General features: G+C 48.5%; 23 protein-coding genes and 1 tRNA gene. 15 read left to right on the forward strand and 9 right to left on the reverse strand.

Features of this window, described 5'->3' with window-relative positions:
- Positions 1-276: alpha-mannosidase (locus PKH29_07985; GenBank protein HNX14779.1), on the reverse strand; the 276-nt coding region annotated here is incomplete at its 3' end.
- Between the two features lie 158 nt (positions 277-434).
- Here PKH29_07985 and PKH29_07990 point away from each other — a divergent pair.
- Genes PKH29_07990 through PKH29_08005 form a run of 4 tightly spaced genes read left to right on the forward strand, consistent with a single transcriptional unit; the run spans position 435 to position 3144 of the window.
- Complete coding sequence (locus PKH29_07990; protein HNX14780.1) at positions 435-1268, forward strand: sugar phosphate isomerase/epimerase family protein; 834 nt, start codon at positions 435-437, stop codon at positions 1266-1268.
- The gene (locus tag PKH29_07995; protein ID HNX14781.1) at positions 1265-1963 is read left to right on the forward strand and encodes a hypothetical protein; all 699 of its coding nucleotides are present in this window, start codon (positions 1265-1267) and stop codon (positions 1961-1963) included. Before PKH29_07990 ends, PKH29_07995 begins: the two co-directional genes overlap by 4 nt.
- A gap of 9 nt (positions 1964-1972) precedes the next feature.
- A complete protein-coding gene (locus PKH29_08000) occupies positions 1973-2494 on the forward strand; it encodes an NUDIX domain-containing protein (GenBank protein HNX14782.1) in 522 nt (173 codons plus the stop codon).
- Positions 2495-2496: 2 nt separating this feature from the next.
- Complete coding sequence (locus PKH29_08005) at positions 2497-3144, forward strand: DUF2461 family protein (GenBank protein ID HNX14783.1); 648 nt, start codon at positions 2497-2499, stop codon at positions 3142-3144.
- Positions 3145-3218: 74 nt separating this feature from the next.
- Here PKH29_08005 and PKH29_08010 read toward each other — a convergent pair whose 3' ends face one another.
- The 3 genes from PKH29_08010 to PKH29_08020 form a co-directional block, all read right to left on the reverse strand.
- Entirely contained in the window at positions 3219-4517 is a 1299-nt protein-coding gene (locus PKH29_08010) for an alpha-L-fucosidase (protein HNX14784.1), read from the reverse strand.
- Between the two features lie 15 nt (positions 4518-4532).
- Entirely contained in the window at positions 4533-5576 is a 1044-nt protein-coding gene (locus PKH29_08015) for an NAD-dependent epimerase/dehydratase family protein (protein HNX14785.1), read from the reverse strand.
- A 194-nt stretch (positions 5577-5770) separates the two neighbouring features.
- Positions 5771-8125 carry a glycoside hydrolase family 95 protein gene (locus tag PKH29_08020; GenBank protein ID HNX14786.1) on the reverse strand — a complete coding sequence of 785 codons (2355 nt, stop codon included), beginning with the start codon at positions 8123-8125 and terminating at the stop codon, positions 5771-5773.
- 231 nt (positions 8126-8356) lie between these two features.
- Here PKH29_08020 and PKH29_08025 point away from each other — a divergent pair, with 231 nt between their 5' ends.
- The 7 genes from PKH29_08025 (at position 8357) to PKH29_08055 (ending at position 16662) form a co-directional block, all read left to right on the forward strand.
- Positions 8357-9154 carry a helix-turn-helix transcriptional regulator gene (locus PKH29_08025; protein HNX14787.1) on the forward strand — a complete coding sequence of 266 codons (798 nt, stop codon included), beginning with the start codon at positions 8357-8359 and terminating at the stop codon, positions 9152-9154.
- 164 nt (positions 9155-9318) lie between these two features.
- Positions 9319-11955: an alanine--tRNA ligase gene (gene alaS / locus PKH29_08030; GenBank protein HNX14788.1), complete on the forward strand. Its 2637-nt coding sequence runs from the start codon at positions 9319-9321 to the stop codon at positions 11953-11955.
- Between the two features lie 10 nt (positions 11956-11965).
- A complete protein-coding gene (locus PKH29_08035) occupies positions 11966-12301 on the forward strand; it encodes a histidine triad nucleotide-binding protein (protein ID HNX14789.1) in 336 nt (111 codons plus the stop codon).
- Between the two features lie 17 nt (positions 12302-12318).
- Positions 12319-12858, forward strand: a complete 540-nt coding sequence (locus PKH29_08040) for a phosphoribosyltransferase family protein (protein ID HNX14790.1) — start codon at positions 12319-12321, stop codon at positions 12856-12858.
- A 3-nt stretch (positions 12859-12861) separates the two neighbouring features.
- Positions 12862-15024 carry a ComEC/Rec2 family competence protein gene (locus PKH29_08045; GenBank protein HNX14791.1) on the forward strand — a complete coding sequence of 721 codons (2163 nt, stop codon included), beginning with the start codon at positions 12862-12864 and terminating at the stop codon, positions 15022-15024.
- Between the two features lie 18 nt (positions 15025-15042).
- Positions 15043-16080, forward strand: coding sequence for a DNA polymerase III subunit delta (holA, locus tag PKH29_08050; protein ID HNX14792.1), 1038 nt, complete (start codon positions 15043-15045; stop codon positions 16078-16080).
- Positions 16081-16083: 3 nt separating this feature from the next.
- Positions 16084-16662 carry a DUF4093 domain-containing protein gene (locus PKH29_08055; GenBank protein ID HNX14793.1) on the forward strand — a complete coding sequence of 193 codons (579 nt, stop codon included), beginning with the start codon at positions 16084-16086 and terminating at the stop codon, positions 16660-16662.
- On the opposite strand, the gene PKH29_08060 is transcribed toward PKH29_08055, so the two are convergent.
- From PKH29_08060 to PKH29_08075, 4 genes are all read right to left on the reverse strand, one after another.
- Positions 16640-17056 (reverse strand): hypothetical protein, encoded by a 417-nt coding sequence (locus tag PKH29_08060; protein ID HNX14794.1) that lies wholly within the window; start codon positions 17054-17056, stop codon positions 16640-16642. The two genes, PKH29_08055 and PKH29_08060, sit on opposite strands and share 23 nt — an antisense overlap.
- Positions 17037-18017, reverse strand: coding sequence for a phosphodiester glycosidase family protein (locus PKH29_08065; protein HNX14795.1), 981 nt, complete (start codon positions 18015-18017; stop codon positions 17037-17039). The genes PKH29_08060 and PKH29_08065 overlap by 20 nt, the downstream gene beginning before the upstream one ends.
- Before the next feature lie 3 nt (positions 18018-18020).
- The gene (locus tag PKH29_08070) at positions 18021-19067 is read right to left on the reverse strand and encodes a bifunctional glycosyltransferase family 2/GtrA family protein (GenBank protein ID HNX14796.1); all 1047 of its coding nucleotides are present in this window, start codon (positions 19065-19067) and stop codon (positions 18021-18023) included.
- 114 nt (positions 19068-19181) lie between these two features.
- The gene (locus PKH29_08075; protein HNX14797.1) at positions 19182-19766 is read right to left on the reverse strand and encodes a TetR-like C-terminal domain-containing protein; all 585 of its coding nucleotides are present in this window, start codon (positions 19764-19766) and stop codon (positions 19182-19184) included.
- A 183-nt stretch (positions 19767-19949) separates the two neighbouring features.
- Between PKH29_08075 and PKH29_08080 the strand changes: the two genes are divergently transcribed.
- A complete protein-coding gene (locus PKH29_08080) occupies positions 19950-22022 on the forward strand; it encodes an MMPL family transporter (protein HNX14798.1) in 2073 nt (690 codons plus the stop codon).
- 14 nt (positions 22023-22036) lie between these two features.
- Positions 22037-23644 carry a hypothetical protein gene (locus tag PKH29_08085; protein HNX14799.1) on the forward strand — a complete coding sequence of 536 codons (1608 nt, stop codon included), beginning with the start codon at positions 22037-22039 and terminating at the stop codon, positions 23642-23644.
- A gap of 54 nt (positions 23645-23698) precedes the next feature.
- Here the strand turns inward: PKH29_08085 and PKH29_08090 are convergent.
- Positions 23699-23774, reverse strand: a tRNA-Thr gene (locus tag PKH29_08090).
- A gap of 173 nt (positions 23775-23947) precedes the next feature.
- Here PKH29_08090 and PKH29_08095 point away from each other — a divergent pair.
- Together PKH29_08095 and PKH29_08100 are read left to right on the forward strand one after the other, a co-directional pair.
- Positions 23948-24337 carry a BlaI/MecI/CopY family transcriptional regulator gene (locus PKH29_08095; protein ID HNX14800.1) on the forward strand — a complete coding sequence of 130 codons (390 nt, stop codon included), beginning with the start codon at positions 23948-23950 and terminating at the stop codon, positions 24335-24337.
- Positions 24334-25238: M56 family metallopeptidase (locus PKH29_08100; protein ID HNX14801.1), on the forward strand; the 905-nt coding region annotated here is incomplete at its 3' end. The genes PKH29_08095 and PKH29_08100, both read left to right, overlap by 4 nt.

Raw genomic sequence — 25238 nt, forward strand, 5'->3', positions numbered from 1 at the left:
GGGCATGTTGCAGTCGGGCTGGAGATACCAGCCGCCCATGATGTGCCACTTTTTCTCGGCGACCAGCTTTTGAATACGCTTAAACAAGGCCGGTTCATAACGCTCGACCCACTCATATAACATCGCCTCGTTGTGGCAGAAAATAAAACCGTCGTAGTCCTCACAAAAATCGGCTGCGACGCGATACGTTGATAGGGTTTCGGCGACCCCTTCTTCAAGCTGCCAGAGCCAAACCGGGTCAAGATGGGCGTTGCAAACCAAATGCAGATGCTTCATAAAATACTCCGTTTCTGCCAAAATCGGCAAATCGATAACAGGGCTATTTTATCATATCCAGCCGTAGTTTTCAATTCCGCCGGATTGAAAATCCGGTTGACATTGACAATTTTCAACCGGAGTGCTACACTGAAAAAAACAATATGGAGGGTATATATATGATTCAAGTGGGTGCTGTCAGCCGTACATTTGTGAACTGGGCTTATGCGGATGTTGCCAATCGAATGAAGGAACTGGGCTTTGTCTCGACGGAGCTCTGTTTTATGTTTAAAGAAGTCAACACCTGGTGTTATAACGGCAGTACCGATATGAGCGGACTTACGGATGAGCTCGCCGCTAAAATTGCCAAGGCCTTTCGTGATAAAGGTATTTATATTGCATCTATCGGTGCTTTTTCAAGCATGTTTGAACCGAATGAAGAAAAGCAAGCGCAAAACCTGCGCACTTTTGAGCGCTATTTTAAAATCGCCGCCGACAACGGCATTCCGGCGGTCGCCACCGAGGCCGGTTTTATTCCGGGCAGACGCGGTATTATATTCGATACCTATGAAAAGGATTTTAATTATTTCAAGAGCAATGTGATGAAAGTGCTGGAACTGGCCGAGAAATACGGCGTGGACCTCGCGCTCGAAAACTGCGTGCTCGATCTTGCGCCGAGCGCCAAACGCGCCCGCGATCTGATTTTGCAGTGCGGTTCCAAGCGGTTCAAGGTGCTGCTCGACCCGGCGAACTTGATTGCCAACTCCGACGAAGAGGATATGTATAAATACCTTGCGCCGTACATCTCGTATTTTCACGGCAAGGACCGCAAGGTCAACGACGCTTCCGGCCGTGTTGTCGGCGACGGCGACATCGACTGGCCGCTGTTTTTAAAACTCTATCACGAGCACAGCGAAGGCGTTCCGTTTATTTTAGAATATGTGAATCCCGATAACTGCGCCGAAATCCGGGATCGGGTGTTGGCGTTTGATAAATTAGCGGCGAATAGATGAATCAAGTTCAAAACTTCAATGATTTCTGCGGTATTTTAACAGACGCCGGTTTTTCGATGGGCGGCGGGAATTCACACGGGATTTTTACGGCGGTTCCGGTTGGGTGGGAAAGTCAACAGTTTTCCGACTCACCGGTACGCTGGTTTACCGGAAACCCCGACACCGACCCTTGGGAATGGCATAGGCGCGTGCTTTCGGAACGAAATGATATCGCTTACGCAAAGGTGTTTCTCGGCGCGAGCGGGTATATCACGAAAGAATGGTACCCCTATTTTTACTCGGTGCGGCGCGGACTTTCACTCGACGAAGAATATCGGCGCGGCACGGTCGCCGCTGTCTCAAAGCGGATTCACGACACGATCAGCGCTTATGGTGTATTGGCTGTGCATGAATTAAAACAATTCGGCGGGTTCGGCTCGGATGAGCGCCCGGCTTTCGAGCGCGCTTTGATTGAACTGCAAATGAGAATGGTGCTCACTGTCTGCGGGCAAAAGCAAAAACAGGACAAGCACGGAAAACCCTACGGCTGGCATGCTACGGTTTTTTGCACACCGGAGGATTTTTGGGCGGCACGGGGTTTGACACTTGAAGAGATGGATCCGGTCGAAGCCGAGAACAGGATTTTAGAACAAATTTACCTGATCAATCCCGAAGTCGACGAGAAGAACGCTTTAAAGTTTATTCGAGGGAGATAAATTAAACAAATGGCTGAACTGTGGGATATCTTAGACAAAAACGGTAATAAAATAGGTCGGTTTCAAGAACGCGGAAAACCCATGCAAAAAGGCGAATATCATTTAATCGTCAATATATGGATACAAAATTCTAAAGGAGAATTTCTTGTTTCCCAAAGGTCGACCGGCGGCGTATGGCACGGTCTTTGGCAAACGACCGGCGGGTGTGCCGTTGCCGGTGATGACAGTTTAAAAACGGCGCTCAAGGAAACCCGAGAAGAAATCGGGGTTATCCTTGACCCGAAAAACGGTCAGCGGTTTAAGCGATACAGCGCACCTCATACAAATGATGACGGATGTTATATCAAAGATGTCTGGCTGTTTCGCCAGGAAGTGGACATTACGTCTGTTGTTCTTCAACCGGAGGAAACCTGTGATGCCATGTGGGCAAGTAAAGCGCAAATAAAACAAATGATAAATGACGGAAAATTCATTTCGCCGATTCAAGCATATCCATATCTTAATGAACTTTTTGAATTTTGCGGGGTTTGAAGATGTTTCACGGATTTCCGAAAGAATTGATTCCGTTTTGGTTGGAACTGCCGCTCAATAATACCATCGAAGCGCTGCCCGAAAACAAACGGCGGTATGACGAGGTTGTCGGTAAGCCGCTGCGGGAGTTGTTTGAAACGCTGGTTCCGACCATAACCGCAATTAATCCCGCGCTCGAAGTGAAGCCCTCGCGCTGCATCAGTTCACCCTACACCGACCGGCGGTTTTCACACGACACGCCGCTCAAGGAATATGTCTATCTTCGGTTCCGGCTGCTGAACCGCGAGAGCGATGTGGTTGGGTTTTATTTTGATATGGGCATCTCTCATTACGGCTACGGGCTGCGGGTTTACAACTCGACGGCTGAAGGGATTCAATCGCTAAAGGAGAAATTGATCGAGCGCTTTACCGATGCCGAAAAAGCATTGAATAATGCCGAGAAACAGGGTTTCAAATCTGTTGATCAGCTCTATAAAAAAGATCACTTCCCCACTCTGCCGGATGGTATTGTCAAAGAGTTTATCAATCGGAAATCGTTTTGTTTGGAAAAAACGATGTCCGTCGGCGAGGCGGTGTTTTCACAAGCGCTTGCCGACGAGCTATCCGAGGGATTTATGGAATTAAAACAGATTTTTGAGTTGATTAAATAAAAAGTATTATATGGTTTCATAAAAAAATATCCGGGGTATTTTAAACCTCGGATGTTTTGATAAATATCGATTATTTAAATAAATTCCACGTTTTCAAGCGCCATGACAACCGGCAGTTTCCAAGCGCGGTTTTCGCTGGGGCGCATCGATAAAATCGTTTCGATGATAAAATCCTTGCCCTCTTGACGGTAATTAGACGCGCAGTCCACACCCGGGCGGTGCTCCATGATCGTGTTGTTCGAGCCAACCATACGCACTTTGGTTTCTGCGGTCGCCCGGACTTTTTTAAGTGCGATCTCATATCTGCCATAATATCCAAAATGCGGAATACCGTCCATTAAGAACGCATAAACGGTTTTGCCGTCCTTACTCTGAGTATAAAAGACCTTTTCGCCCTCTTCGCAGACGTGCTTGCAGGGGCGCACGCCGAAAATCGCCTCGCCGTAAAAGAAGTTGAACAGACCCATCGTTTGCATCACTTCTTCCTGCCAGCGCGGGATGGCGCCGTGCGGATCGGGGCTGACGTTCAAGAGCATATTGCCGCCGCGGGCGCGGATTTTAATCAGCGATTTAATATGCCGCTCGGCTCCGTGATCAGCGATGTCGATGGGTTTATAACCCCAGCTTTCGCCCATCGTGTAGCAGCCCTCCCATGCCATGTCTATGGCTTCCTCAGGAAGGACGTTTTCAGGGGTCTGCATTTCACCGCGCGTGATCAGGCAGTTTTTTTGATTATTCCAGACTGTGGTTTTAAGCGTATCGGGCGGACCGTCAAAAAACATGCAATAGATGTCGCCGTAATTTTTCATGAGTTCTTCGACTTGGCGGGTGTTGTAATCGAGCATTTCGGGATCGTTTTCTTGGAGCATGTCCGGCGTGGCGAATTGCAGTGTCTTGTTTTTCATGCGGAAGTTATAATAAAAATCAAAAGGAGAGAAGTACAGTCCCGGTTTTACACCCATCTCACGGAAAGTATTTAAGTACTCGGGCATCAGATCCCGTCCTAAAGGCGTGTTTATGACGTTGAATGGCGTGGTCTTGGTGTTCCACATGCAAAAACCGCTGTGGTGTTTAGCTGTGAAAACCGCATATTTCGCACCCGCCTGACGCGCCAGATACGCCCACTTTCTCGCGTTGAAATCATCAACTTGAAACATCTTGGGGCCGTTGTCGATAAAATCGTTGACCAGCCGGTCATCGGCGCCGATCATCCAGTGGCTGATAACCGTTCCGAGCGAGACATCGGGTCCGAAGTGGATGAACATGCCGAAACCGAAATCACGGAATTCCTCGGTGAGCGCGGGATTGTTTCTGCCGCTGCAAAGGTCTGAATCCTTTTCGATAGTAACGTCGATATTGTCCTTTTGATTCACATTGATCGCTCCTAATTATTTAGATTGAGCCGCTTTGTGGTGCTTAAACGGTTTGATGCGGCCGGTCTGCTTTAAAAAGGAGACCGTATCGGCGAGGGTCTGGCCGAGGGTGCGGGTTTTATAACCGAGTTCCTTATCCGCCTTGATATGGCTAAAATCAGCGTTGGATTCGAGGGTATAGAGCGAATACGGCGTATACAGCGGTGGCTGTTTGCGAGCTTTGTAATAAATTTCAGCCAACGGGGCAAACATCTTTGCCATCCAAATCGGCAGCACAGATGCCTTTCGGCGTCCGCTCATTTTTTGCATCTCGTCGAAGAGCTCTTCGACCGAACAATAACGGTTTGAGAGAATATAGCACTCGCCGGATTTTCCCTTCTCTGCCGCCGAGATTGTGCCCTCTGCGACGTCGCGCACATCGACGAAATCATAGCCGCCGCGCACGCAGGTTGCAAGTTTTCCGTTGAAATAATCGATGATCATTTGCGCAGTGTGCGAGCTGCCGTAGTCATTAGGACCGATGATGCCGGACGGATGCACCACAACGGCGTCAAGCCCGTTGGCGGCAGCATCAAGCACGCACTGGGTGGCTTCCGCCTTGGTTTTTGCATAAAGACCATGCACCGCATCGGGATCGAATTTTTTGATCTCAAAAATCTGTTTGCCTTTGCCGAGTTCCGGTATCGCATGCACCGAACTGACATAGACAAGCCGTTTAGCGTTTGTCTCAAAGCATTTTTTGATGATGTTTTTGGTGCCCATCACATTGACGCGCTGGACAAGCGGATTGAACTTCGTCGCAATTGAAACGATACCCGCCGCATGAATCACAATCAATTCTTTTTCATTTGATACATCGAAAATCTCTTTGAGCGAATCGATGTCGCAGACGTCGCCATAATAGATTTTTGCCGTTTTTGTGGATTTTGAGAGCGGTGAGGAATCGCCCGGAAGAGCAAGCCCTCTGACCTCATTGCCGCGTTCGCTTAACATTCCTACAATCGTGCTGCCCAGATGCCCGAAAGCACCGGTGACGATATATACTCTTGAATTCTTCATCATTATATCCAACCTTTCGCAGACTCCGGGATGTTTGGGTCCTTTTGGTCATTCCAAAAAGATCAAACTCCCTGTTTGAAAAATTAACTTTTCAAACTTCCTCCTTTATGGGAAAAGCCCTATATGTACAAGTATAGAACCTAACTTTATGATACCCATGGCAGATGGTTATAATGTGATGTGTTTATGGAGATTTATCCCTCAAAAGTCACTTCCTGACCGGCGATAAACCGGACTTTGACCTGTTTGCCGTCGTAGCGGACAACAGCGTCGAAATTTTGTTTAGGCATGAAGATGGCATTCTTGAGTTTTCCGTTTTCCCATGTCAATGAGACCTCGAGGCCGCCTTTTGCGCACAGACCGCTGATGCTGCCTTCTTTGAATTCCGAGGGCAACGCCGGGAGCAAGGTTACGAGATTTCCGCGCGATTGCAAAAGAAGTTCCGAAAGCCCCGAGACAAAAGCGAAATTGCCGTCGATTTGGAACGGGGGGTGCGCGTCGAACAAATTAAGATAAGTGCCGCCGCCTTTGCTGTAGTTCATCGGGGAATCGGGGTCGACGAAGCGCAGCTGCATACACATCAGCCGATAGGCATGGTCGCCGTCGTGCTGGCGCGCCCACTGATTGATCTTCCAACCCAGACTCCAGCCGGTACCCTCATCACCCCGCAGTTCAAGGGACTTTCTGACCGCTTGCGCCAGTTCCGGGGTCTGATCAAGATTAATTTCTTCACCTGGGTGCATTCCGTAGAGATGCGAAATATGGCGATGATGCGGCTCGTTTTCCTCATAATCGTCGTCATATTCGAGAATCTGACCTTGGGAGCCGATTTTATAGGGTATGACCTTTTTAACGGTCTCACGCAGCCGGTTTGCGAAGTCTTTGTCTCCGATGATATCACAACACTTTGTAGTATTGATAAACACATCGCGTATTATGGCATTCGACATCGTTGCATATTTGCCGATCATGCAGCGGACGCCGTTTTTATCATAAAACTGGTTTTCGGGCGATGTTCCTCCCGCAAAACAAAGACCGTCCTCAGTCTCGGTCAGTACCGAGAGATAAAAATTCGAACACTCTTTTAAGATCGGATAAGCGGTATCACGTAAATAAGAGAAGTCGGGATTATATTCGTAGTGTTCCCAGACATGACGGCAAAGCCAACCCGAAGAAAACGGCCAATAAGCCCAAAGAGAGATATTTTTACCCTTGTTTCCGGGTGGCGTGGTCTTGCGCCAGAGGTCGCAGTTGTGATGGGAACAAAAGCCCTTTCCGCCGTAAAGATCGTGGGCTGTTGCGACACCTGCCTGCGCGATATCCTTGACCATTTCGATTAAAGGCAAATGCATATCGGCTAAATTTGTCATTTCGGCAGGCCAATAATTCATCTCGGTGTTGATGTTGGTGGTGTAATTGGATCGCCATGGAGCGAAGAATTTATCGTTCCAAATGCCTTGAAGATTTAACGGCTGGCTGCCCTGACGCGAGCCGGAGATCATCAGATAACGCCCGAAGTTAAACGCAAGTGTAAAAAGCGAAGGATCATTCGGATTGTTGAAAAATTGCATTAACCGTTCATCGGTGGGTAAATCGCTTTCGGGAGTCGAACCGAGATCGAGCTTGACGCGGAGATAAAACTCCGAAAAGTCGTAGGTGTGCTCTTTCAGAACCGCGTCATAATCGTATTCGCCGACATGGTCCAGGTCATTTTTTACGACACTGTAATAATCTCTGCCGTCTAAAAACGGAGAACGGTCGTAACCGTTGAAACTGGTTGCAATTTTGAACCAGATCACGGCCGAGTCGGCGTTTTTAATCTCAAGAAAATCACTGTCCTCTGCGGCAAACAATTCACCCCCATCGAGCGTGACGCTGATGCCCCCGCGGAATTGAACGCCGCGTTTTTCAGGTTCGTTGCTGTAGGTCATGAAATTGACGGTTTTTCCCTCGCTGTTGCGGTTATAACAGCTTGACGGGGCCTCCCCATCGATAAACAGCTTGCTTTTATCCACGGTATAGACATTGCTGCGCAGGCGGCTTTGCAGACGAACTTTAAAATTGACCGATTTGGTCTTGTCTGCGCTGATTTTGATGACCAGTGCGTCATGTGGGTAGGAGACGATATATTCGCGGTGATAACAGACGCCGTCCGCTTTGTAATCGACGGTAGCAACCGCCCGATCCAATTCGAGCGCACGGCAGTAATCGGTTATTTTTTCTGAGTGATTGAAGTCCAACAGCAGATCACCCATCGGAAGATAGGTTTGACTGTGACCGCGCGAGAGATATTCTTCAAAAATCGCCTCAGCATCTTTGAATCTGCCTTCGAGTGCCGCTTTTTTTAAGTCGGCATAATGTGACGAGCTCTCAGGTGCGCTGTCGCAGTTGGGATATCCCGTCCACAGAGTATCTTCGTTCAGATTTACGACTTCATGCGTCGTTTTTCCGTAAACCATCGCACCGATCCGTCCGTTTCCGAGCGGCAGCGCTCCGGTAAAAGCATTCGCGGGCTTCCAATAAAAAAGCGTGTTATTGCTGTCAGGCACAATGATGACCTCCGTTCATTTATGGCTTTATTATACAATATCCGCAAGCGACATTCAATACTTGATTCAGAGCCCTCAAAATGGTAAAATCAACTGACAGTTGATCGGATTCGACTGACAATCGATTGCTTTTTAGAAGTTTCTGGGCTAAGGTTTTTTTATGATAACCCGGTCCTGACGTGTACACCGTCATCAATGGAAAAATCAAATCAATATGGGAGGCAAAACAAAATGGAGATTAGAATCTGTGAAAACATAAAGAACCTGCGCAAAGAAAAGGACTTGGGTCAGGATGCCCTTGCCGACGCTATGGGCGTCAGCGTGCAGGCGGTCAGCAAATGGGAAACCGGCAATTCTTTACCCGATGTGGCCTTGTTGCCGCGCATCGCCTCGTTTTTCGGAGTCACCGTCGATTATCTGTTCTTCGGACAGCGTGAGCCGGGGGTTCCGGAAGCTGCTGTCCCGGAAGTCGATATGCTTTTTGCTGACGATGGCATCTTACGCGTGATACAGTTTATCGGTAAAAAACCGGTGACAAAACATGTGTTCGAACGGAATCAGGATCTGAATAAATTCTATATTCCCCTTGCCATAGATAAGGTTTATAAGGACAAGCCCATTTCGGTGGAAATCTGGGGCAGCGCAAAGATCGAGGGCGATGTGGGTGGTTATGTGGAAGCGGACGACAGCGTTAACTGCGGGAATGTCGGCGCTTTTGTCGAAGCCGGAGACAGCGTGAATTGTGGAAATGTAAACGCTTTTGTCAAAGCCGGGGATGGTGTCAACTGCGGAAATGTCAATACTTTTGTCGAAGCCGGAGACGGCGTGAACTGCGGTGCGGTAGGCGGCAATGTCGAAGCCGGAGACGGTGTAAGCTGCGGCGCTGTCGGCGGGAATGTCTCGGCGGGCGACGAAGTCAAGTGCGGCGATGTCAACGGCAGTGTCGAATGTGAGGGCGATCTCTACTGCAGCGAAATCAAAGGAGATGTACACTGCGAGGGCGATATTCATATCGAGAAAAAGGCATAAATTCATTAATGTTTCATGTAAACCGCCGTCTTTCCTTGTAAGAGAAAGGCGGCGGTTTTGGTATTGACAAAAACCGCTTGATAATGATATAATTTCTCCTTGTGAAACCGACCGAGAGCAGCGGCAAAGACCCGCGGGCTCTGCTGAAAGGAATGGTCCCATACATGAAATGGTTGGGTCTTAACGAGCTGCGTGAGATCTATCTCTCTTTTTTTGAGAGCAAGGGGCATTTGAGAATGCCCAGCGCGCCGCTGCTTCCGGCTGACGACAAGAGCTTACTGCTCATCAACGCAGGAATGGCGCCGTTTAAAAAGTACTTTTCGGGTCAAGCCGAGCCGCCGTGCCGCCGTTTGACCTCTTGCCAGAAGTGCGTGCGTGTCAACGACATCGAGAATGTCGGAATCACGGCGCGCCACGGCACATATTTTGAAATGTTAGGGAATTTCTCGTTCGGTGATTACTTTAAACAGGATTCGCTCAATTGGTCATGGGAATTCTGCACTAAAGTCCTTGAAATGCCGCCCGAAAAACTCTGGGCTACGATTTACACCGAAGATGACGAGGCTTTTGATATTTGGACCAAGGAGATCGGAATGCCCGCCGATCACATCGTTCGGCTCGGTAAGGACGATAACTTTTGGGAGATCGGCTCCGGCCCCTGCGGCCCCTGCTCCGAAATCTATTATGACCGCGGCCCCGAATACGGCTGCGGAAGTCCCGACTGTAAGCCCGGCTGTGACTGCGACCGCTATATGGAATTTTGGAACAATGTCTTCACCCAGTTCGACTCCGATGGAAACGGCCATTATTCCGAACTCGAGCACAAAAATATCGATACCGGAATGGGGCTTGAACGCATCGCCTGCATTTTTCAGGGCGTCAACAGTTTGTTCGAAGTCGACACGGTTCGAAAGATTCTCGACCATATCTGCCATGTTGCCGATGTAAAGTATAAAGATAATGCTAAAAAAGATATCTCAATCCGCGTAATCACCGACCATATCCGCGCGACTACCTTTTTGATCTGTGACGGCGTGCTGCCGTCAAACGAGGGTCGCGGATATGTGCTGCGCCGTCTGCTTCGCCGGGCTGCCCGCCACGGGCGGCTGCTCGGTATTAACAAACCGTTTTTATCCGAAATCTGCGACACCGTCGTCGCCGAGAACAAAGGCGCATATCCCGAATTAGTCACACAAGCGGCGTTTATCAAGCGCGTGATCACCGAAGAGGAAAAGCGCTTTAATGCCACGATCGACAGCGGCAGCCAGATGCTCGACGAACTTCTCTCCGAACTCGAAAAAGCCGGAAAAACCGTTTTGGACGGTGCCGATGCCTTTAAACTTTATGACACCTTCGGTTTCCCGATCGATCTGACTCGTGAGATCGCCGAGGAGCGTAATATTACGATTGATATGGACAGCTTCAAAACGTTGATGGACAAGCAGCGCGAAACTGCCCGTTCCGCCAGAACAAATTCCGCGATTCTGGGCTGGGAGACCAATGAAACCGTCGCGGCTCAACCGACGACGAAATTTATCGGTTATTCACAGATTGAGACCGATTGCAATATCTTGGTTTTGATCGGAGACGCAGACGCCGTTTCCGCCGCAATGGAAGGTGAAAAATGCGTTGTCATTTGCGATGAATCCCCGTTTTACGGCGAGAGCGGCGGCCAAGTCGGCAGCAGGGGCACAATCACACAGGACGGCGGCGTATTTGAAGTAACAGATACCAAAAAAGCCCCCGGCGGACAGCTGCTGCATTACGGATTTGTCAGGAGCGGCATGATTTCCGCAGGCAAAGCGCACGCACAGGTCGATGAAAAGTTGATCCACGCCACGATGAGAAACCACACTTCGGCGCATTTATTGCAAGCGGCACTCCGTAAAGTGCTGGGCGATCATGTCCATCAAGCCGGCCAGCTTGTCGACGAGCGCCGGATGCGTTTTGACTTCTCGCATTTCTCCGCCGTTTCGGAAGAAGAACTTAAGAAGGTTGAAGCGTTAATCAACGACGCGATTTTTGCCGCGCTGCCCGTCACGGTTACCGAAATGCCGATTGACAAAGCCCGTGAGATCGGTGCGATGGCGCTGTTCGGTGAAAAATACGGTGCAACTGTTCGCGTGGTCGTAGTAAAGGGCTTTTCGACGGAGCTCTGCGGCGGAACCCACATCGACAACACCGCCAAAATCGGCGCGTTCAAGATTATTTCAGAGAGTTCTGTCGCTGCCGGTGTGCGCCGCATCGAAGCGGTCACCGGAAAAAATCTGCTCGATTATTTTACCGAAAAACAGAACCTGCTCGACAGTGTCAGCGAGCAATTAAAATTAAAAGACAGTGCGGGTATTCCAGACAAGATCTCGCATTTGCTCGAAGAAAGTCGCGAACAAATTCAAAAATTCAATAAGCTGCGTTCCGCATTCGCGATGATGCAGATCGACTCCATGCTCTCGGGTGCGGCAAAAGTCGGCGATGTCACACTGGTCACCGCTCGTCTTGAAGACAGCGACGCCGCGATGCTGCAGGAGATGATCGAAAAACTGACCGACCGTTCATGCGACGGAAAGCTCGTGGCTGTTTTAGCCGGTATTGCCGAAGGCAAATGCCTGTTTGCGGTCGGATGCTCCAAGAAAGCGGTTGAAAACGGTTTGAAAGCCGGAAACATCGCCCGTTCGGTCGCGCAGGTCACCGGCGGAAACGGCGGCGGACGCCCCGATTTCGCCATGGCGGGCGCAAAGGATATGGCGTTGATCGACAAAGCGCTTTCACAAGCGAAGGATATCATATCCGCAGGGAAATAGGAGGCACAGGATGGACTGTATTTTCTGCAAAATCATCGCCGGTGAGATTCCGAGCAAAAAGGTCTACGAAGACGACAAGGTGTTTGCCTTTTACGACATCAACCCACAGGCTAAAATCCATATTCTTGTAGTACCGAAACAGCATATCTGCTGTGCCAACAAGATCGATGCAAGCAATTCCGGCGCGGTCGCCGCGGTGTTTGAAGCAATCTCGAAAATCGCGAAGCAACTGGGATTTGACAGCTATCGTGTGATCAACAACTGCGGTGAAAAAGCCGGCCAAAGCGTGATGCATCTGCATTTCCATCTTCTCTGCGATGAAAAACTCGGCGCTAAAATTGTGTGATAAAAGGAGAACAAATAATGCCTGAATTTTATGAAATGACCATTGCGGGACTCAAACGGCAGCTCCCGATCTGCCCGATCAACGACAAGCTCGATATCGCGGCATTTATCCTGCTCGGTGATGTGGAACTGACCATTGCCTGCGCCGAAGCGCTGCTCAAAAAAGCGCCGGAGTTTGACATCATTCTGACCCCTGAGGCCAAAAGCATTACGCTGGCCTATGAGATGGCGAAGATGAGCGGAAAACCCTATCTGGTCGCCCGCAAGAGTGCCAAGCTCTACATGAAAGACCCGATCTCTGTCGAGGTCAAATCGATCACAACCGAAAGCGTGCAAAAGCTCTTCATCGACAGCAAAGAAGCCGCGAAAATGAAGAACAAGCGGGTTTTGGTCGTCGACGATGTCATCAGCACCGGAAAATCTCTTGAAGCGGTCGATACGCTTGTCAAAAAAGCGGGAGGAGTAATCTGCGGTCAAATGGCAGTGCTCGCCGAGGGCGAAGCCGCTGAACGCAAAGACATTCTCTTCTTGGAGCCGCTTCCCCTGTTCTTTAAGTAAAAAATGAAAATACGGCTGTTCGCGTGGAGCGGTCTGGCCGGTCTCGGGGCCCTGATTGCGGTTGCTTATTTCGCCACCGATTTCATAGCACTCGCAGCGGGTGTTTTACTAATTCTGACCGCTGTGGTGCTGTTATGTTTCAAGCGTACGCGTGGGCTACCCTTTAATATCGTATTTATCATCATCGGACTGCTGTTGTGCATGTTTTATGTGCAGCAGCAGTTTTTTCGTAAACCGGTCACTTCGCTCGCGGGAAAGGCCTATACCATCACCGGTTGGGTTGCCTCAGACACCGAAAACGCCGGAAATATCAAAAGGTTCACTTTAAAAACCGAGTGTGTAATTGATGAAAACGGAAATACCGATCTCCCGCAGCATTTTTTTATTATATTATATTCCGTTGAAACCGCCGCTTTCGGAGACACCGTAACCGCAAAAATAGAATTGCATTCACCTAATGTTTACAGAGGTTTTGATCTGGTTGAAACTTATGCCTCAAAGGGTATTTTCGTGACCGGCACTTGCTATGAGGGTTTTACCGATGTGGAACACACCGACGGTCACAAGGTTGCAAAGCTTTTACAGTCGGTCCGAATTTTTGTACGCACCCATGCCGATTCGGCCTTCAACGGTCGGGACAGCGCTTTTGTCAAAGCGATTCTGATCGGGGATGACTCGGGCATATCTCAGGAAGATTATGATCTCATCCGGGACGCGGGTGTCATCCATCTGCTCGTGGTCTCAGGTTCGCACACCACCTTTTTTGCACTGGCTGTTTTTTTCGTATTGCGCCACCTCCGTTTAAAACGCTGGCTCTCGTCGATTTTAACCATGTCGTTTTTATTATTTTACATGGCACTGTTGGGATTCGCTCCTTCGGTGACGAGAGCGGGCATCATGACGGTTTTGTTATTTTTAGGGCAAATGCTCTGGCGAAGCTCCGATCCGCTGAACTCATTGGGCGTCTCGGTGGCGTTAATGCTGTTTATCCGACCCTATTTTTGCTTTGACGTCGGATTTTTGCTTTCGGTGAGCGCCACATTCGGCATCCTGCTGTTTATGAATCAATATAACGAGGGTATTAAAAACTTCTGTTTCAATCGAGTTCCGAAGTTACTATCGCGGATTACCTATTACATATTGAGTTCACTTATCGTCAGTTTCGCCGCTTCGTTGTTCGTCCTGCCGATTTTGCTTGCGTTCTTCGGAGAAATCAATACCATGGCCTCTCTCTCTACGCTTTTGCTCGGTCCGGTCGCCGCCATAATGCTTCCGGTCTTTATTCTTGCGGTTTTCGGAGCAAACATTCCGGTTATCGGTTTAATTTTGAAAGGCTCCTCAAAGATTCTGATCAACGCCTTTTACTTCGTGGTTAAAAAAATTGCCGCTCTGCCCTTTACAACGCTTCCGTCGGGATATCGGATTTTATCTTTTGTGATTATTATCGCGCTGATCGGGTTTATCATCTGCATGCTCACCGGTGCGATCAGAAAAAAGACGCTACTTTGCATTTTATGTGCGGTGTTGGTTGTGAGCGGCGGAGTCGTCGGCCAGATTTGCCTGAATTATGAGACCGTGACGACAGCGATTTTTTCCGACGAAAGCGGCAGCGCGCTTGCAATCCGGGACGGCGTGGGGTATATTATAATCGGGTGCGGAAACAACGGTTTTGCAAAGGACGAGCTCGAAGCCCATGTGAAAAAATACAGCAAAAACGCGAATTTGATGTTAGTGCTTCCGAGTCCACAATCGGTTTATGCCATTGAACCGGAAGGTCTGACGGATTTACTCCTTGCGCAGAATATTGTCGCGTTTGAGCCGACCGATGAGGAAATTGAAACCGTAATTTCCGATCACATCTCGGTCGACTGTTACGGGCACGGTACATACGAGATTTACCTGTTCGAGAACGGATTTTATGTCGAGATTATAACCGATAATAAAAGTGCGATCTTGGTCGGCGGCAATCCTGTTTTACCGAATAGGCATTATGATTACGGCTTCATTTTAGATGGCAAATGCAAATGTGTCCCCGACTGCACCACGCTGATGACCGTCTCGGAGAACCCGCCCGAAAATGCTTTCACCTTCCCCGAAGATAAATTGATTACCGTTAAAACAAAGCCTAATGGGCTTTTTGTCGGCGCAGAGTCGTTTTGGAATTGAACCGGGAGTAAATAAATAATGAGAATTGAATCGGAAACCGAACTGAATAAGCTGATCAAAGCGCAGAATATGCCGAATTTTTGGCTGTTCTTCGGCGACGAGGAACTTTTAAAAAGCCGGTACGTCAAAACGCTGGTCTCGAAGAATTTGACCGATGAGGCCAAACAGGTGGATTTAAGCCCGTTCGACGCGCCGTTTTTGGTGATGGACGAGCTGATCGGCTGTCTTCAGAGTTTTCCGCTGATGTCGGCGCACAGGGTTGCGGTTTTAACCGGACTTGCGCCCGACACGCTGACCTCCGAGGATTTTGAAACACTGGTTGCGGTGATCCAAGACCTCTCGCCTTCCTCGATTTTGATTATTTCCGCCGCGGACGGTGTGACCGAAAAGCAGCCTCGCATGAAAAAAATGACCTCAATCGCCGAAAAAAAAGGCGCGGCAGTATATCTTACAGCGCGTAAAAAGAGCGACCTTGTTCGGTTTGTCAAATCGGAACTGGCCAAATACAATGCTGATGCGGAGAATTTCGTCTGTTATAAAATCATCGATTTCTGCCGTCAGGATATGCAACAGATCGAAAACGAATGCGCAAAGCTTGGTGCATATGCCTCGGGCGGAATGGTTACGCAGGACGATGCAGAATTTTTCATCAATCTGCCGTTCGAGGAATCGGTATTTGACCTGGTGCGCTGCCTCATCGGTAAAAACAACCAGATCGCCGTGAAAAAACTGAACATTTTGCTTGAAAACGGCACAAAACCTCTTGAGGCGATTACAGCAATTATCAGTGTTTATTCAGATCTTCAAAAAGCTGCTGTCGCCCAGAAAAACGGCATATCTTTGCCTCAGGCGACAGCGGATTTCGGCTATAACGAGAAGAAGCAGACTTTTCGCCTTGAGCGCGCCTGGAATCAAACTAATCGGCTGCGCAGCGGATATGCGTTCGAATGCTTAACGCTCGCTTTGGACGCCGATCGGTATTGCAAGAGCAAAAAAGCCGATTATGAAACCGTTTTGGTCAAGCTCGTGGCCGATCTCTGCTCGGTGCCTGCTTAATTTATGATCCATATTAAAGAGATTCTCCTCGTCGAGGGAAAATACGATAAAATTAAGCTGCAGAACGTGACCGACGCCAACATCATAACGCTTGATGGCTTTTCGGTATTTAAGAACGACGAGAAAATCGCCGCGCTGCATGCGCTTGCAGACAAGCGCGGACTGTTGGTTTTGACCGATTCCGACGCCGCCGGATTCAAACTGCGCGCGTATATCAACGGGCGCATTCCCAAAGAGAAAGTCAAACACGCCTACATCCCCGATGTGTTCGGCAAAGAAAGACGCAAGCAAACAGCCTCAAAAGAAGGGAAACTCGGTGTCGAGGGCATTGACACCGCCGTTTTAGAGGAGATTTTAACGCCGTTTGCCGCCGAAAGCTCTGCACCGCTCCAATCGCTGACCAAGGCCGATCTCTATGCCGACGGGCTGACCGGAAAACCCGACAGTGCACAAAGGCGCAGGGCGTTCGCCATTGCCGTCGGACTCCCGGCACGCATCGGTTCAAACGCCTTGCTCGAATTTATCAATGCCATGCTGACCAAAGAACAATATAAAGCGATTATTGCTCAGTTAAAGGTTTGAAAACTAAAGACATCAAATAAAAAATTACGCTCAGAACAATCAAGATGACCCCTGTAACCCAATAAACCGTCCCCAAATCAGATGAAGTTCCGTAAATTTCGAGAACCCCCGTAAAACAACTTCCCGCTGCAAGTGCGGCAATACTCGAATTATAAAGGTTGTAGCTGACGCGCCCCGGAAAGGGCGCTTTTTTAATAAGGCCAAGCAAACCGAAAGCCAATACACCGCCGGCCAGCGGATAAGCGAATAGGAAGATCATTGCATTGGAATTTACCCCATGGCTGAAGTGTTCGTAGACCGTGCTAAACAATACACAGAACGCCGTGATACCGAGATAGACTCCTACGGTTTTGCGAATTTTCCGTTTTTTTAGTTCAATAACCGATGCAGACAATGTCGCTCACGCTCCTTTCGGTAATCTGTCTCCCGTTCGTAGTGGGATTATTAATAACTTTACCGTTAAATACCATCGTCGAGGAACCGCCGCCGTCGAGGTTATAAGCGGTTTTGACGCCGAGAGTTTGGAGAAACTGCGCCATTTCGTAAAGTGAGAGTCCGGTGCTTTCGCTTGTGCGGCCGTCTGCGACGACCAACAGATAGTGCAGATCGTCGATCATGCAGAGTACAGTCCTCGGGTTGCTGATCATGGCTTTATCGACTTCCTCGTTTTTGCTGACCGCGACTGCTCCGTTCTGAATCAATGCAGGACCGAACGAGAGCACTTGTACTGCGCCGTTTTGTAATAACTTCTCCACGCTTATCTCACCTTCGGTAATGATACCAAACGAACCGTCTGCATAGATGACGAGATCCTGCTGCGAAGAATCGTACGAAGTGCTGCGGTATATGGCGCCGTTGCGGATGATGTAACCGGTTTTTCGTGCGCCGTAATAATCCCCGTTGATCGCTAAAATTGCATTGGTCTCTCCGGCAATTACCGAGGTCTTTTCGGTGATGTTTCTGCCGAAGGTGCTTTGAGCAAATGCCGTTTTCAAATAGCTTGCGTCAGAAACGACGACATCAGCCACATAAATATCAGTGCCGTATTTGCGGTATGCGGTAATTTTAATGCTGATGTTTGCATCTTGATAGGAACTGGCGGTGACAATCGGATCGGTAACGACGGAGGATTTTGATGACTCGGATTGAGAAACGGTTTCCGCTGAAGATGAAGATGAATTATTATCATTCACTGCGGAGCTTGAAGAATATGATAAACTGCTTTCCGTCTGCGAATTCGGTTCTACGACAGCATAGGTTCTGGGAATGACGAAAGTGTCCAGCACCGCATACAGGGTGAATAAGATCAGTACTGCGGCGTAAAGCGCCGCCCAACGATATGGCTTTTTAAACATACGTTATTCCCCCGCCCTATCCACGTGCTTTTTCTTTTTAAAAATCACGAAGCGCTGTACAATCCAACTGAAAAGGAAAAATGTGATTTCGGTAAAAATCTTTCCGACATACCGGTTGACGCCTGCGTTGTCGACCAACAATGTCAACAAAACCGTGTTGATCAGCATGATGCAGGCGGCGAGGAGAAAATACTGTGCTCCGGTTTTGACCGCACTGTCTTTGTTCTTAAAAACAAAGCGCTTATTAATAGCAAAATTGGCGCTTGCGCTGACAATCCGCGCAGTGATATTCGAAAACGGAACGCCGATTGCCCAGCCTGAAGTCAAAGTCGCAAGCAAGCTGTATAACGCATAATCGATGATAAATCCCGTGAAAGACGAAGCGGCAAATTTGAAAATGTCGCGATAGACCCGATAAGAGTCGCGGATGGTGCTGAAATGGGAATGCGCGTTGTTTTCAAAATAGATGGTCTCGATTTCAACCTCCTTGAACGGTATCTCATTTCGGCAACACTCTAACAGCACGTTCATCTCATATTCGTACCGCTCGCCCTCGATACTCTGCATAAACGGGATTAACGCCGCCGAAAAAGCCCGAAGGCCTGTCTGGGTATCACTGACTTTGACACCGGTTGACATATGAAAAATAAACCGTGTAACCGTGTTGCCGAACCGGCTGCGCGCAGGCATCTTTTTAAGTGACCGACAGCCGAGAACAAGGCAATGATCATCTGCTTCCGCTTGTTCGCAGACCCGGATCGCATCCTCGATTCTGTGCTGACCGTCTGCGTCCAGCGTCACGATGACGCTGGACGCAGGAAAAGTCTCTTTGATATAAGCAAGCCCTGTTTTGATCGCGCTGCCTTTTCCTTTATTTTTATCATGTGCCAAAACGACGGCGTGTTTTCCTGCCGCCGAAAATATCTGCCCGTAAGCATCGCCGCTGCCGTCGTCGATGACAACCGTTTGAAAGCCGGACTCCAGAAGCCGCTCTGTCAGGCCGACGAGCAGCTGCTCCGGTTCGTATGCGGGAACTAAGGCGATTCTCATGAAACCACCGTCCTTCTGAAAACGCTTCGTTCCCTTCGTTTTCGATTTGATTTTATAAGACGTGCGTTATATCATTTTGCGGTAATTATGAATTTAATATGATGAAACGCCAAATTATATTTTGTTTTTTAAGTAGGACTGCGGAATTCCCGTTGTGATCTTGACTAACATCTCGGCGATGGAACGCGCGGTCTTTTTCATGTCTCCCTCGAGCCATTTTTGGATCATACCCACACAGCCGGTGATGGTGAATGAATAAATATAATCGGCATCTTCTTTCAGAATGGCGTCGTTGCTGATGAGTTGATTGATGTTTTTGTCATAGACAAACATCATGATCCGTTTTTGAAAATCCAGGTCGCCCCGCTCGCCTAAAAGCAACTTGCAAAGCCCAGCGTTTTCTTTGATGTACTCCAAAATTTTTTCAATCATGCCGACAAAATCGACGCTCGGCTTGCTCTGCATATAATCGGAGAGATACGAACTCACGTTTTCGAGCAGCTCTTCTTCAATTTTGCGCATCAAGTCGTATTGGTCGTTATAATGCGCGTAAAAAGTCGCACGGTTAATGTCGGCGTCTTCGCAGATTTCCTTGATGGTGATCTGGGAGATGTCCTTTTTTTCGAGCAGTTTGATAAAGCTGTCTTTTAATACCATTTTTGTATACTTTACCCTGCGGTCGTCTTTTTCGCTCTTCATCCGGTTCTCATCCCCAATAAAAATTTTAGTTGTTTTTGTCATTTATCCAACACGGAAGGCATCCTGCGTTTAGCAACAGACATTTTAAAAATATCTGTATGTTGACTGCGCGCCATGGTGCTATTATACTAAACATATTACTTTTTTGCAACAGTATGTTGATTATTTATTACGAGGTTTATCATGGGTATACTGACAAATTCGATTACCAAATACAGAAAGACCATCATCATCTTTTTTGGAATCGTCACGATTATTTGCGGAATTCTCTCGGGATTGGTTTCTGTCAATTACGATCTGAAGGATTATCTGCCCAAAGACGCAAAGTCGACGCAGGCATTGGATATTATGACGTCTGAGTTCTCCGGCGAACTTCCTAATGCCCGTGTGATGATCAATAATGTCACCGCACGCGAAGCGCTCGAATACAAAGAGAAGCTCGCCGAGGTCAGGGGCGTCACCTCGGTGACATGGCTGGATGATGCGGTCGGCAAAGAGACGCTCGGCTCCGTTCCGCTCGAATATCTGGATCAGGGTCTTGTGAAGAATTATTATATCGGCGGCAGCGCGCTGTTTTCGGTTTCGATTAAAAACGGCAAGGAACAGAGCACCGTCAGCGCTATCAAAGCCCTGATCGGCGACGGCGGCAACGCCATATCCGGAGACGCCGTGAACACAGCCGCCGCACAGGAGATGTCGACGTCCGAAGTCGTGAAAGCGATGGCAATTCTGATTCCGATCATCATCTTGATTCTGGTCTTGTCCACGTCTTCGTGGATTGAACCGGTTTTATTTTTGCTCTCCATCGGCATTGCGGTTGTGATCAACATGGGCAGCAACCTGATTTTCGGACAGGTCTCATTTATCTCCAATGCCATCAGCCCCATTTTACAAATGGCTGTCTCGCTCGATTATGCGATCTTCTTAATGCACAGTTTTAAAGACTTGCGGCAGAGATACGAGCCGCAGGAAGCAATGAAACGGGCAATTAAAAAATCATTTGCTGCGGTCGCCGCAAGCGCCGCGACAACCGTGATCGGCTTTGCAGCGCTGGCGTTTATGCGCTTCGGAATCGGGTTTGACTTAGCCGCTTCGCTCGTCAAAGGCGTCACGCTGAGCTTTATATCCGTCATGGTATTCCTGCCGGCTATGACGCTCGTTAGTTATAAATTGATCGATAAGACCAAACATAAGCCCTTTTTCTTCAACCTGAAGAATTCGGGTAAGGTACTGATGAAAATCAGTACACCGATTTTGATTTTAGCCGTGCTGGTCGCAGTCCCCTGCTTCCTTGCGCAGTCGCGGGTCAGTTTTAAATACGGCATGAGCGAAATTGCGAATGTGTCGAGGGTCGCCGTTGACAATACGGCGATCAACGACAAATTCGGAACCGAAAACCAGCTCGTACTTTTAGTGAAAAGAGGCGACGCCGGTACCGAAAAGCAACTTTGCAATGAGCTTTCGAATGTCCCGCATGTGACATCGGTGATTTCCTATGTAAATGCCGTCGATTCGGAGATTCCGCCCGAATACCTTTCCGGCGATGTCGCGAACCAATTCTACTCGAAGAATTATGCCCGGATCATTTTGTATACCGATCTTCCGGAAGAGGGCGACATGACCTTTACCGCCGTACAGAAAATAACGGACATCACGGCAAAATATTATGACACTTCCTATTTGACGGGACAGAGCGCCGTATTATACGATATCAAAAACGTCGTCTCAACCGATACCACCGTGGTCAATTTGATTGCGATCATCGGGATATTCGTGGTCTTGCTGATCACATTCAAGTCAATCACCGTCCCGTTCCTGCTGTTGTTTACGATCGAGACCGCCATCTGGGTCAACCTCTCGTTCGCCTATTTCGGAGGGCAGTCGTTCAACTTCATCGGCTATCTGGTCATCAGCACGGTGCAGCTCGGCGCAACGGTCGATTATGCGATTTTGATGACCGACCGCTATCTGCACAACCGAAAAACCCTTCCGAAAAAGGAGGCCATGAAAACCACGCTCGGCAGCAATTTGCCCGCCGTGCTGACTTCTGCGGCGATTCTCTCGACCGCCGGTTTCATTCTGGCCATGACCTCCACCAACCCCATCATATCGGAACTCGGCACTTTGCTCGGCAGAGGAACGCTGTTGTCATTCTTTATGGTCATCTGTGTCTTGCCGGAGTTGCTGGTGTTGTTCGATAAAATCATTCAAAAAACTACTTTAAATTCCAAAGAAAAAACTGACGAAAAGCGATAAGGAGAACCGCAAATATGAAAAAAATTCTCTCGGCCTTTTTGGCTATGACCTTTCTTACCGCAATGCTGATCCCGACTTTTTCCGGTGAGGGTACACCGTCAAATCCGGCTGTGCAGTCCGCGACTGTTCAATCCGGGACTGCGACAGTGACTGATGCCAACACGAATTCAACCGGAAAAGAAGAAGTTGTCTACGGTATTTTGAATACAGAAGGCTCTGTCAAAAACATTTATGTCGTGAATATCTTCGGCAGCGGCAAATTCACCGACTACGGCAATTACACCGAAATCAAAAATCTGACCGATACCGTGAAGATCACCCAAAGCGGCGATACCGTCACCGCGCAGTCCGGCGCACAGCGGTTTTCCTATCAAGGTACGCTTGCGTCGAAGGACCTGCCGTGGACAATTGCGATCAAATACTTTCTGAACGGCACGGAGATCTCTCCGTCGCAGCTGGCGGGAAAAAGCGGCCCATTGGAAATCAAGCTCTCCGTCACAAAGAACAACGTCATTCAAAGCAGCTTTTCCGAAAATTTTGCACTTCAAATCGCAGTGACGCTGGATGAGACGCTTTGTAATAACATCAAAGCCGACGGCGCAACGGCAGCGGAGGCCGCAGGAAGCCGCCAATTATCGTATATCGTACTTCCCGGCAAAACCGAGGACATCTTGATCACCGCGGATGTGCATGAATTTGAGATGGATCCGATCACGATCAACGGAATCAAGATGGTGTTTGATCTCGGAATCGATACAAGCGCCTATACCGATCAGTTTTCAGAGTTATCCGATGCCGCGAAATCGCTTGACGACGGCGCGGGCAAACTCTCGGACGGCGCGACGAAACTCGCAGACGGTATCAACAGCTATACCGAGGGATTAAAGGCCTATAAAGACGGTCTTTCCGCGCTTGTGGCGGGAGCCGCCGATTTGAAAACCGGAACGACTTCCCTCAACGACGGGCTTGCCCAACTGACGGGGCAAAATTCGTCACTGGTTATGGGCGCTTTGTCGATTCAGCAAGCCGCGTTTGACACGGTGAACACACAATTGAAGGGCACCGGCGTTCCCACTTTGACGCCGGATAATTATTCTGCCGTATTATCCGCAATTCCGACGATGGCTGCGGTTAAGACGCAGCTTGACAACACGGTGCAATTTACACAAGGTATCTTCCAATATACCGACGGCGTATATAAACTCTCTGCGGGCGCTAAAACGCTCTCCGGCGGGACTTCGGACTTGTATAACGGACTTGTCAAAATCAACGCGTCGGCGCAGCAGCTATATGACGGAGCGGTCACATTGAATCATGCGGTTAAGGAGCTGAAGAACGGACTCGCGGAGTATAAAAACGGCACCAAAGCGCTCAAAGATGGCACTGCCGATATGGACAAACAGGCAATTTCCAAAATTGACGAGATGCTTTCCGAACTCACGGGCGGCGATACCGCGATCAAATCGTTTGTCTCAGAGAAAAACACCGCCGTCAACGCCGTGCAGTTTGTGTTAAAAACAGAGGCAATCGAGGCCGAAAAGGCAGAAGTGACCGAGCCCGTCCAGACCGTCACCGAGACTTTTTGGGATCGGATTTTGAACTTGTTCGGGATTAAGAAATAAAAATAACATAATAAAAAAGGAACCTTCGAAAACTCCGAAGGTTCCTTTTTGTTTTGGAGCTGGCAAAGTGATTCGAACACTCGACCTGCTGATTACGAATCAGCTGCTCTACCGACTGAGCTATGCCAGCAAACGCGCATTATTTTAGCATGTTCCCGCCCTTTTGTCAACTCCGATTTTCACTTTACAAATTTTCGGAATTATTTTACTGTTACCCCTTGACAAATAAATGTTACAGTAGTAACATATAGCTAGTTACAGATGTAACGCCAAAAATAAATGATAAATGCGAGGGAAAACCGTATGAATGATAAGTCCCATAAGATCACAGATTCTGAGGCAGAGGTCATGAAAATTCTCTGGGCTGCCGAAAAATCTTTACCTGTCTCGACTCTCACCGAAGAACTTTCTAAAAAATGCGGTTGGGATTCTTCTACATCCCGTACATTGCTACGCCGTCTTTGTCAAAAAGGTGCTGTTCTGACTGAGAAGAAAGAAGTTTATTTTTATTCGCCTGCCGTTACCGAGCAGGAATATAATTTTGCCAACACACAGCAACTGATCGACCGGCTCTACGCAGGCAGCGCGAAAGACCTAGTTGCTGCGTTACTCTCTCAAAAGAAACTGGGTGACGATGATATTGCCGAGCTGCGGGAGATGTTCAAGGTGGATAACACGGAGGACAAAAAATGAACGAGTTTACATTGCTGCTATTATCCCTTTCGCTGTCGGGAACTGTAATCGCGGGACTCTGTTTCGCCGTAAAAGCGATCTGGAGGAAAAAGCTCTCAAAATCGGTGCTCTATTATCTGTGGCTGATTGCACTGGTGCGGTTGGTGCTGCCGTTCTCGTTTGAGGGCGCGCTGCTCAACCGGATTTATGAGGGCAACAAACAAACGGCTGCTTCAACAGTTTCAATCGAATCTACAACGAAAATTTCGACAGCTCAGACGGCTGTTTCAATTCCGACCGCTTCAGCATTGAATTCTGTGCAGTATTTTGAAACTGTTTCTTCTCCCGCGGCTGTTTCGGTTATCACACCTGCGGCAGATTCTGCCGATATGCCGGTAATGGCCCCAACGATTACAACCCCTTACAAGTTTTTTAGTTTCACAACTTTTATTTTCTATCTCTGGATAGCTGGATTTACGGCATTTTGCGTATTCACTCTAACGAGTTACGGCAGATTCATCGCAAAGCTGAAAAAGGCTAATCGGCAAGCTGATGAAAATGTACTTCAAATCGGTAAGCAATTCGGATGCAAAATTAAAATTTATCAAAACCCCCTTGCGAAGACGCCTATGTTGATCGGATTCTTCCGACAGAGTATCATTCTTCCCGATATTATTTTTTCAGAAGATGAATTGAGAGGGGCTATTGTTCACGAACTGACCCACAAACTCCGCCATGATCTGCTCTATAAATGGTTCGCGATGTTTGCCAATGCAATACACTGGTTCAATCCGGCTGCATGGCTCATCCGCCTTGAAATGAGCTGCGCCTGCGAATTATCATGCGATGAAGCAATTATTAAAAATTTAGAAGCAAAAGAAAAACAGACCTACGGCGAGACGCTGATCAATCTCGCCGCAGC

The sequence above is a fragment of the Oscillospiraceae bacterium genome (genome assembly GCA_035353335.1).
Lineage (GTDB): Bacteria > Bacillota > Clostridia > Oscillospirales > JAKOTC01 > DAOPZJ01.

Bases quoted from the DNA above. Each gene is read 5' to 3' on its own strand.
- PKH29_07990 (HNX14780.1), top strand. From the start codon at position 435: ATGATTCAAGTGGGTGCTGTCAGCCGTACATTTGTGAACTGGGCTTAT.
- PKH29_07995 (HNX14781.1), top strand. From the start codon at position 1,265: ATGAATCAAGTTCAAAACTTCAATGATTTCTGCGGTATTTTAACAGAC.
- PKH29_08000 (HNX14782.1), top strand. From the start codon at position 1,973: ATGGCTGAACTGTGGGATATCTTAGACAAAAACGGTAATAAAATAGGT.
- PKH29_08005 (HNX14783.1), top strand. From the start codon at position 2,497: ATGTTTCACGGATTTCCGAAAGAATTGATTCCGTTTTGGTTGGAACTG.
- PKH29_08015 (HNX14785.1), bottom strand. From the start codon at position 5,576: ATGAAGAATTCAAGAGTATATATCGTCACCGGTGCTTTCGGGCATCTG.
- PKH29_08025 (HNX14787.1), top strand. From the start codon at position 8,357: ATGGAGATTAGAATCTGTGAAAACATAAAGAACCTGCGCAAAGAAAAG.
- alaS (HNX14788.1), top strand. From the start codon at position 9,319: ATGAAATGGTTGGGTCTTAACGAGCTGCGTGAGATCTATCTCTCTTTT.
- PKH29_08035 (HNX14789.1), top strand. From the start codon at position 11,966: ATGGACTGTATTTTCTGCAAAATCATCGCCGGTGAGATTCCGAGCAAA.
- PKH29_08040 (HNX14790.1), top strand. From the start codon at position 12,319: ATGCCTGAATTTTATGAAATGACCATTGCGGGACTCAAACGGCAGCTC.
- PKH29_08045 (HNX14791.1), top strand. From the start codon at position 12,862: ATGAAAATACGGCTGTTCGCGTGGAGCGGTCTGGCCGGTCTCGGGGCC.
- holA (HNX14792.1), top strand. From the start codon at position 15,043: ATGAGAATTGAATCGGAAACCGAACTGAATAAGCTGATCAAAGCGCAG.
- PKH29_08055 (HNX14793.1), top strand. From the start codon at position 16,084: ATGATCCATATTAAAGAGATTCTCCTCGTCGAGGGAAAATACGATAAA.
- PKH29_08065 (HNX14795.1), bottom strand. From the start codon at position 18,017: ATGTTTAAAAAGCCATATCGTTGGGCGGCGCTTTACGCCGCAGTACTG.
- PKH29_08070 (HNX14796.1), bottom strand. From the start codon at position 19,067: ATGAGAATCGCCTTAGTTCCCGCATACGAACCGGAGCAGCTGCTCGTC.
- PKH29_08075 (HNX14797.1), bottom strand. From the start codon at position 19,766: ATGAAGAGCGAAAAAGACGACCGCAGGGTAAAGTATACAAAAATGGTA.
- PKH29_08080 (HNX14798.1), top strand. From the start codon at position 19,950: ATGGGTATACTGACAAATTCGATTACCAAATACAGAAAGACCATCATC.
- PKH29_08085 (HNX14799.1), top strand. From the start codon at position 22,037: ATGAAAAAAATTCTCTCGGCCTTTTTGGCTATGACCTTTCTTACCGCA.
- PKH29_08095 (HNX14800.1), top strand. From the start codon at position 23,948: ATGAATGATAAGTCCCATAAGATCACAGATTCTGAGGCAGAGGTCATG.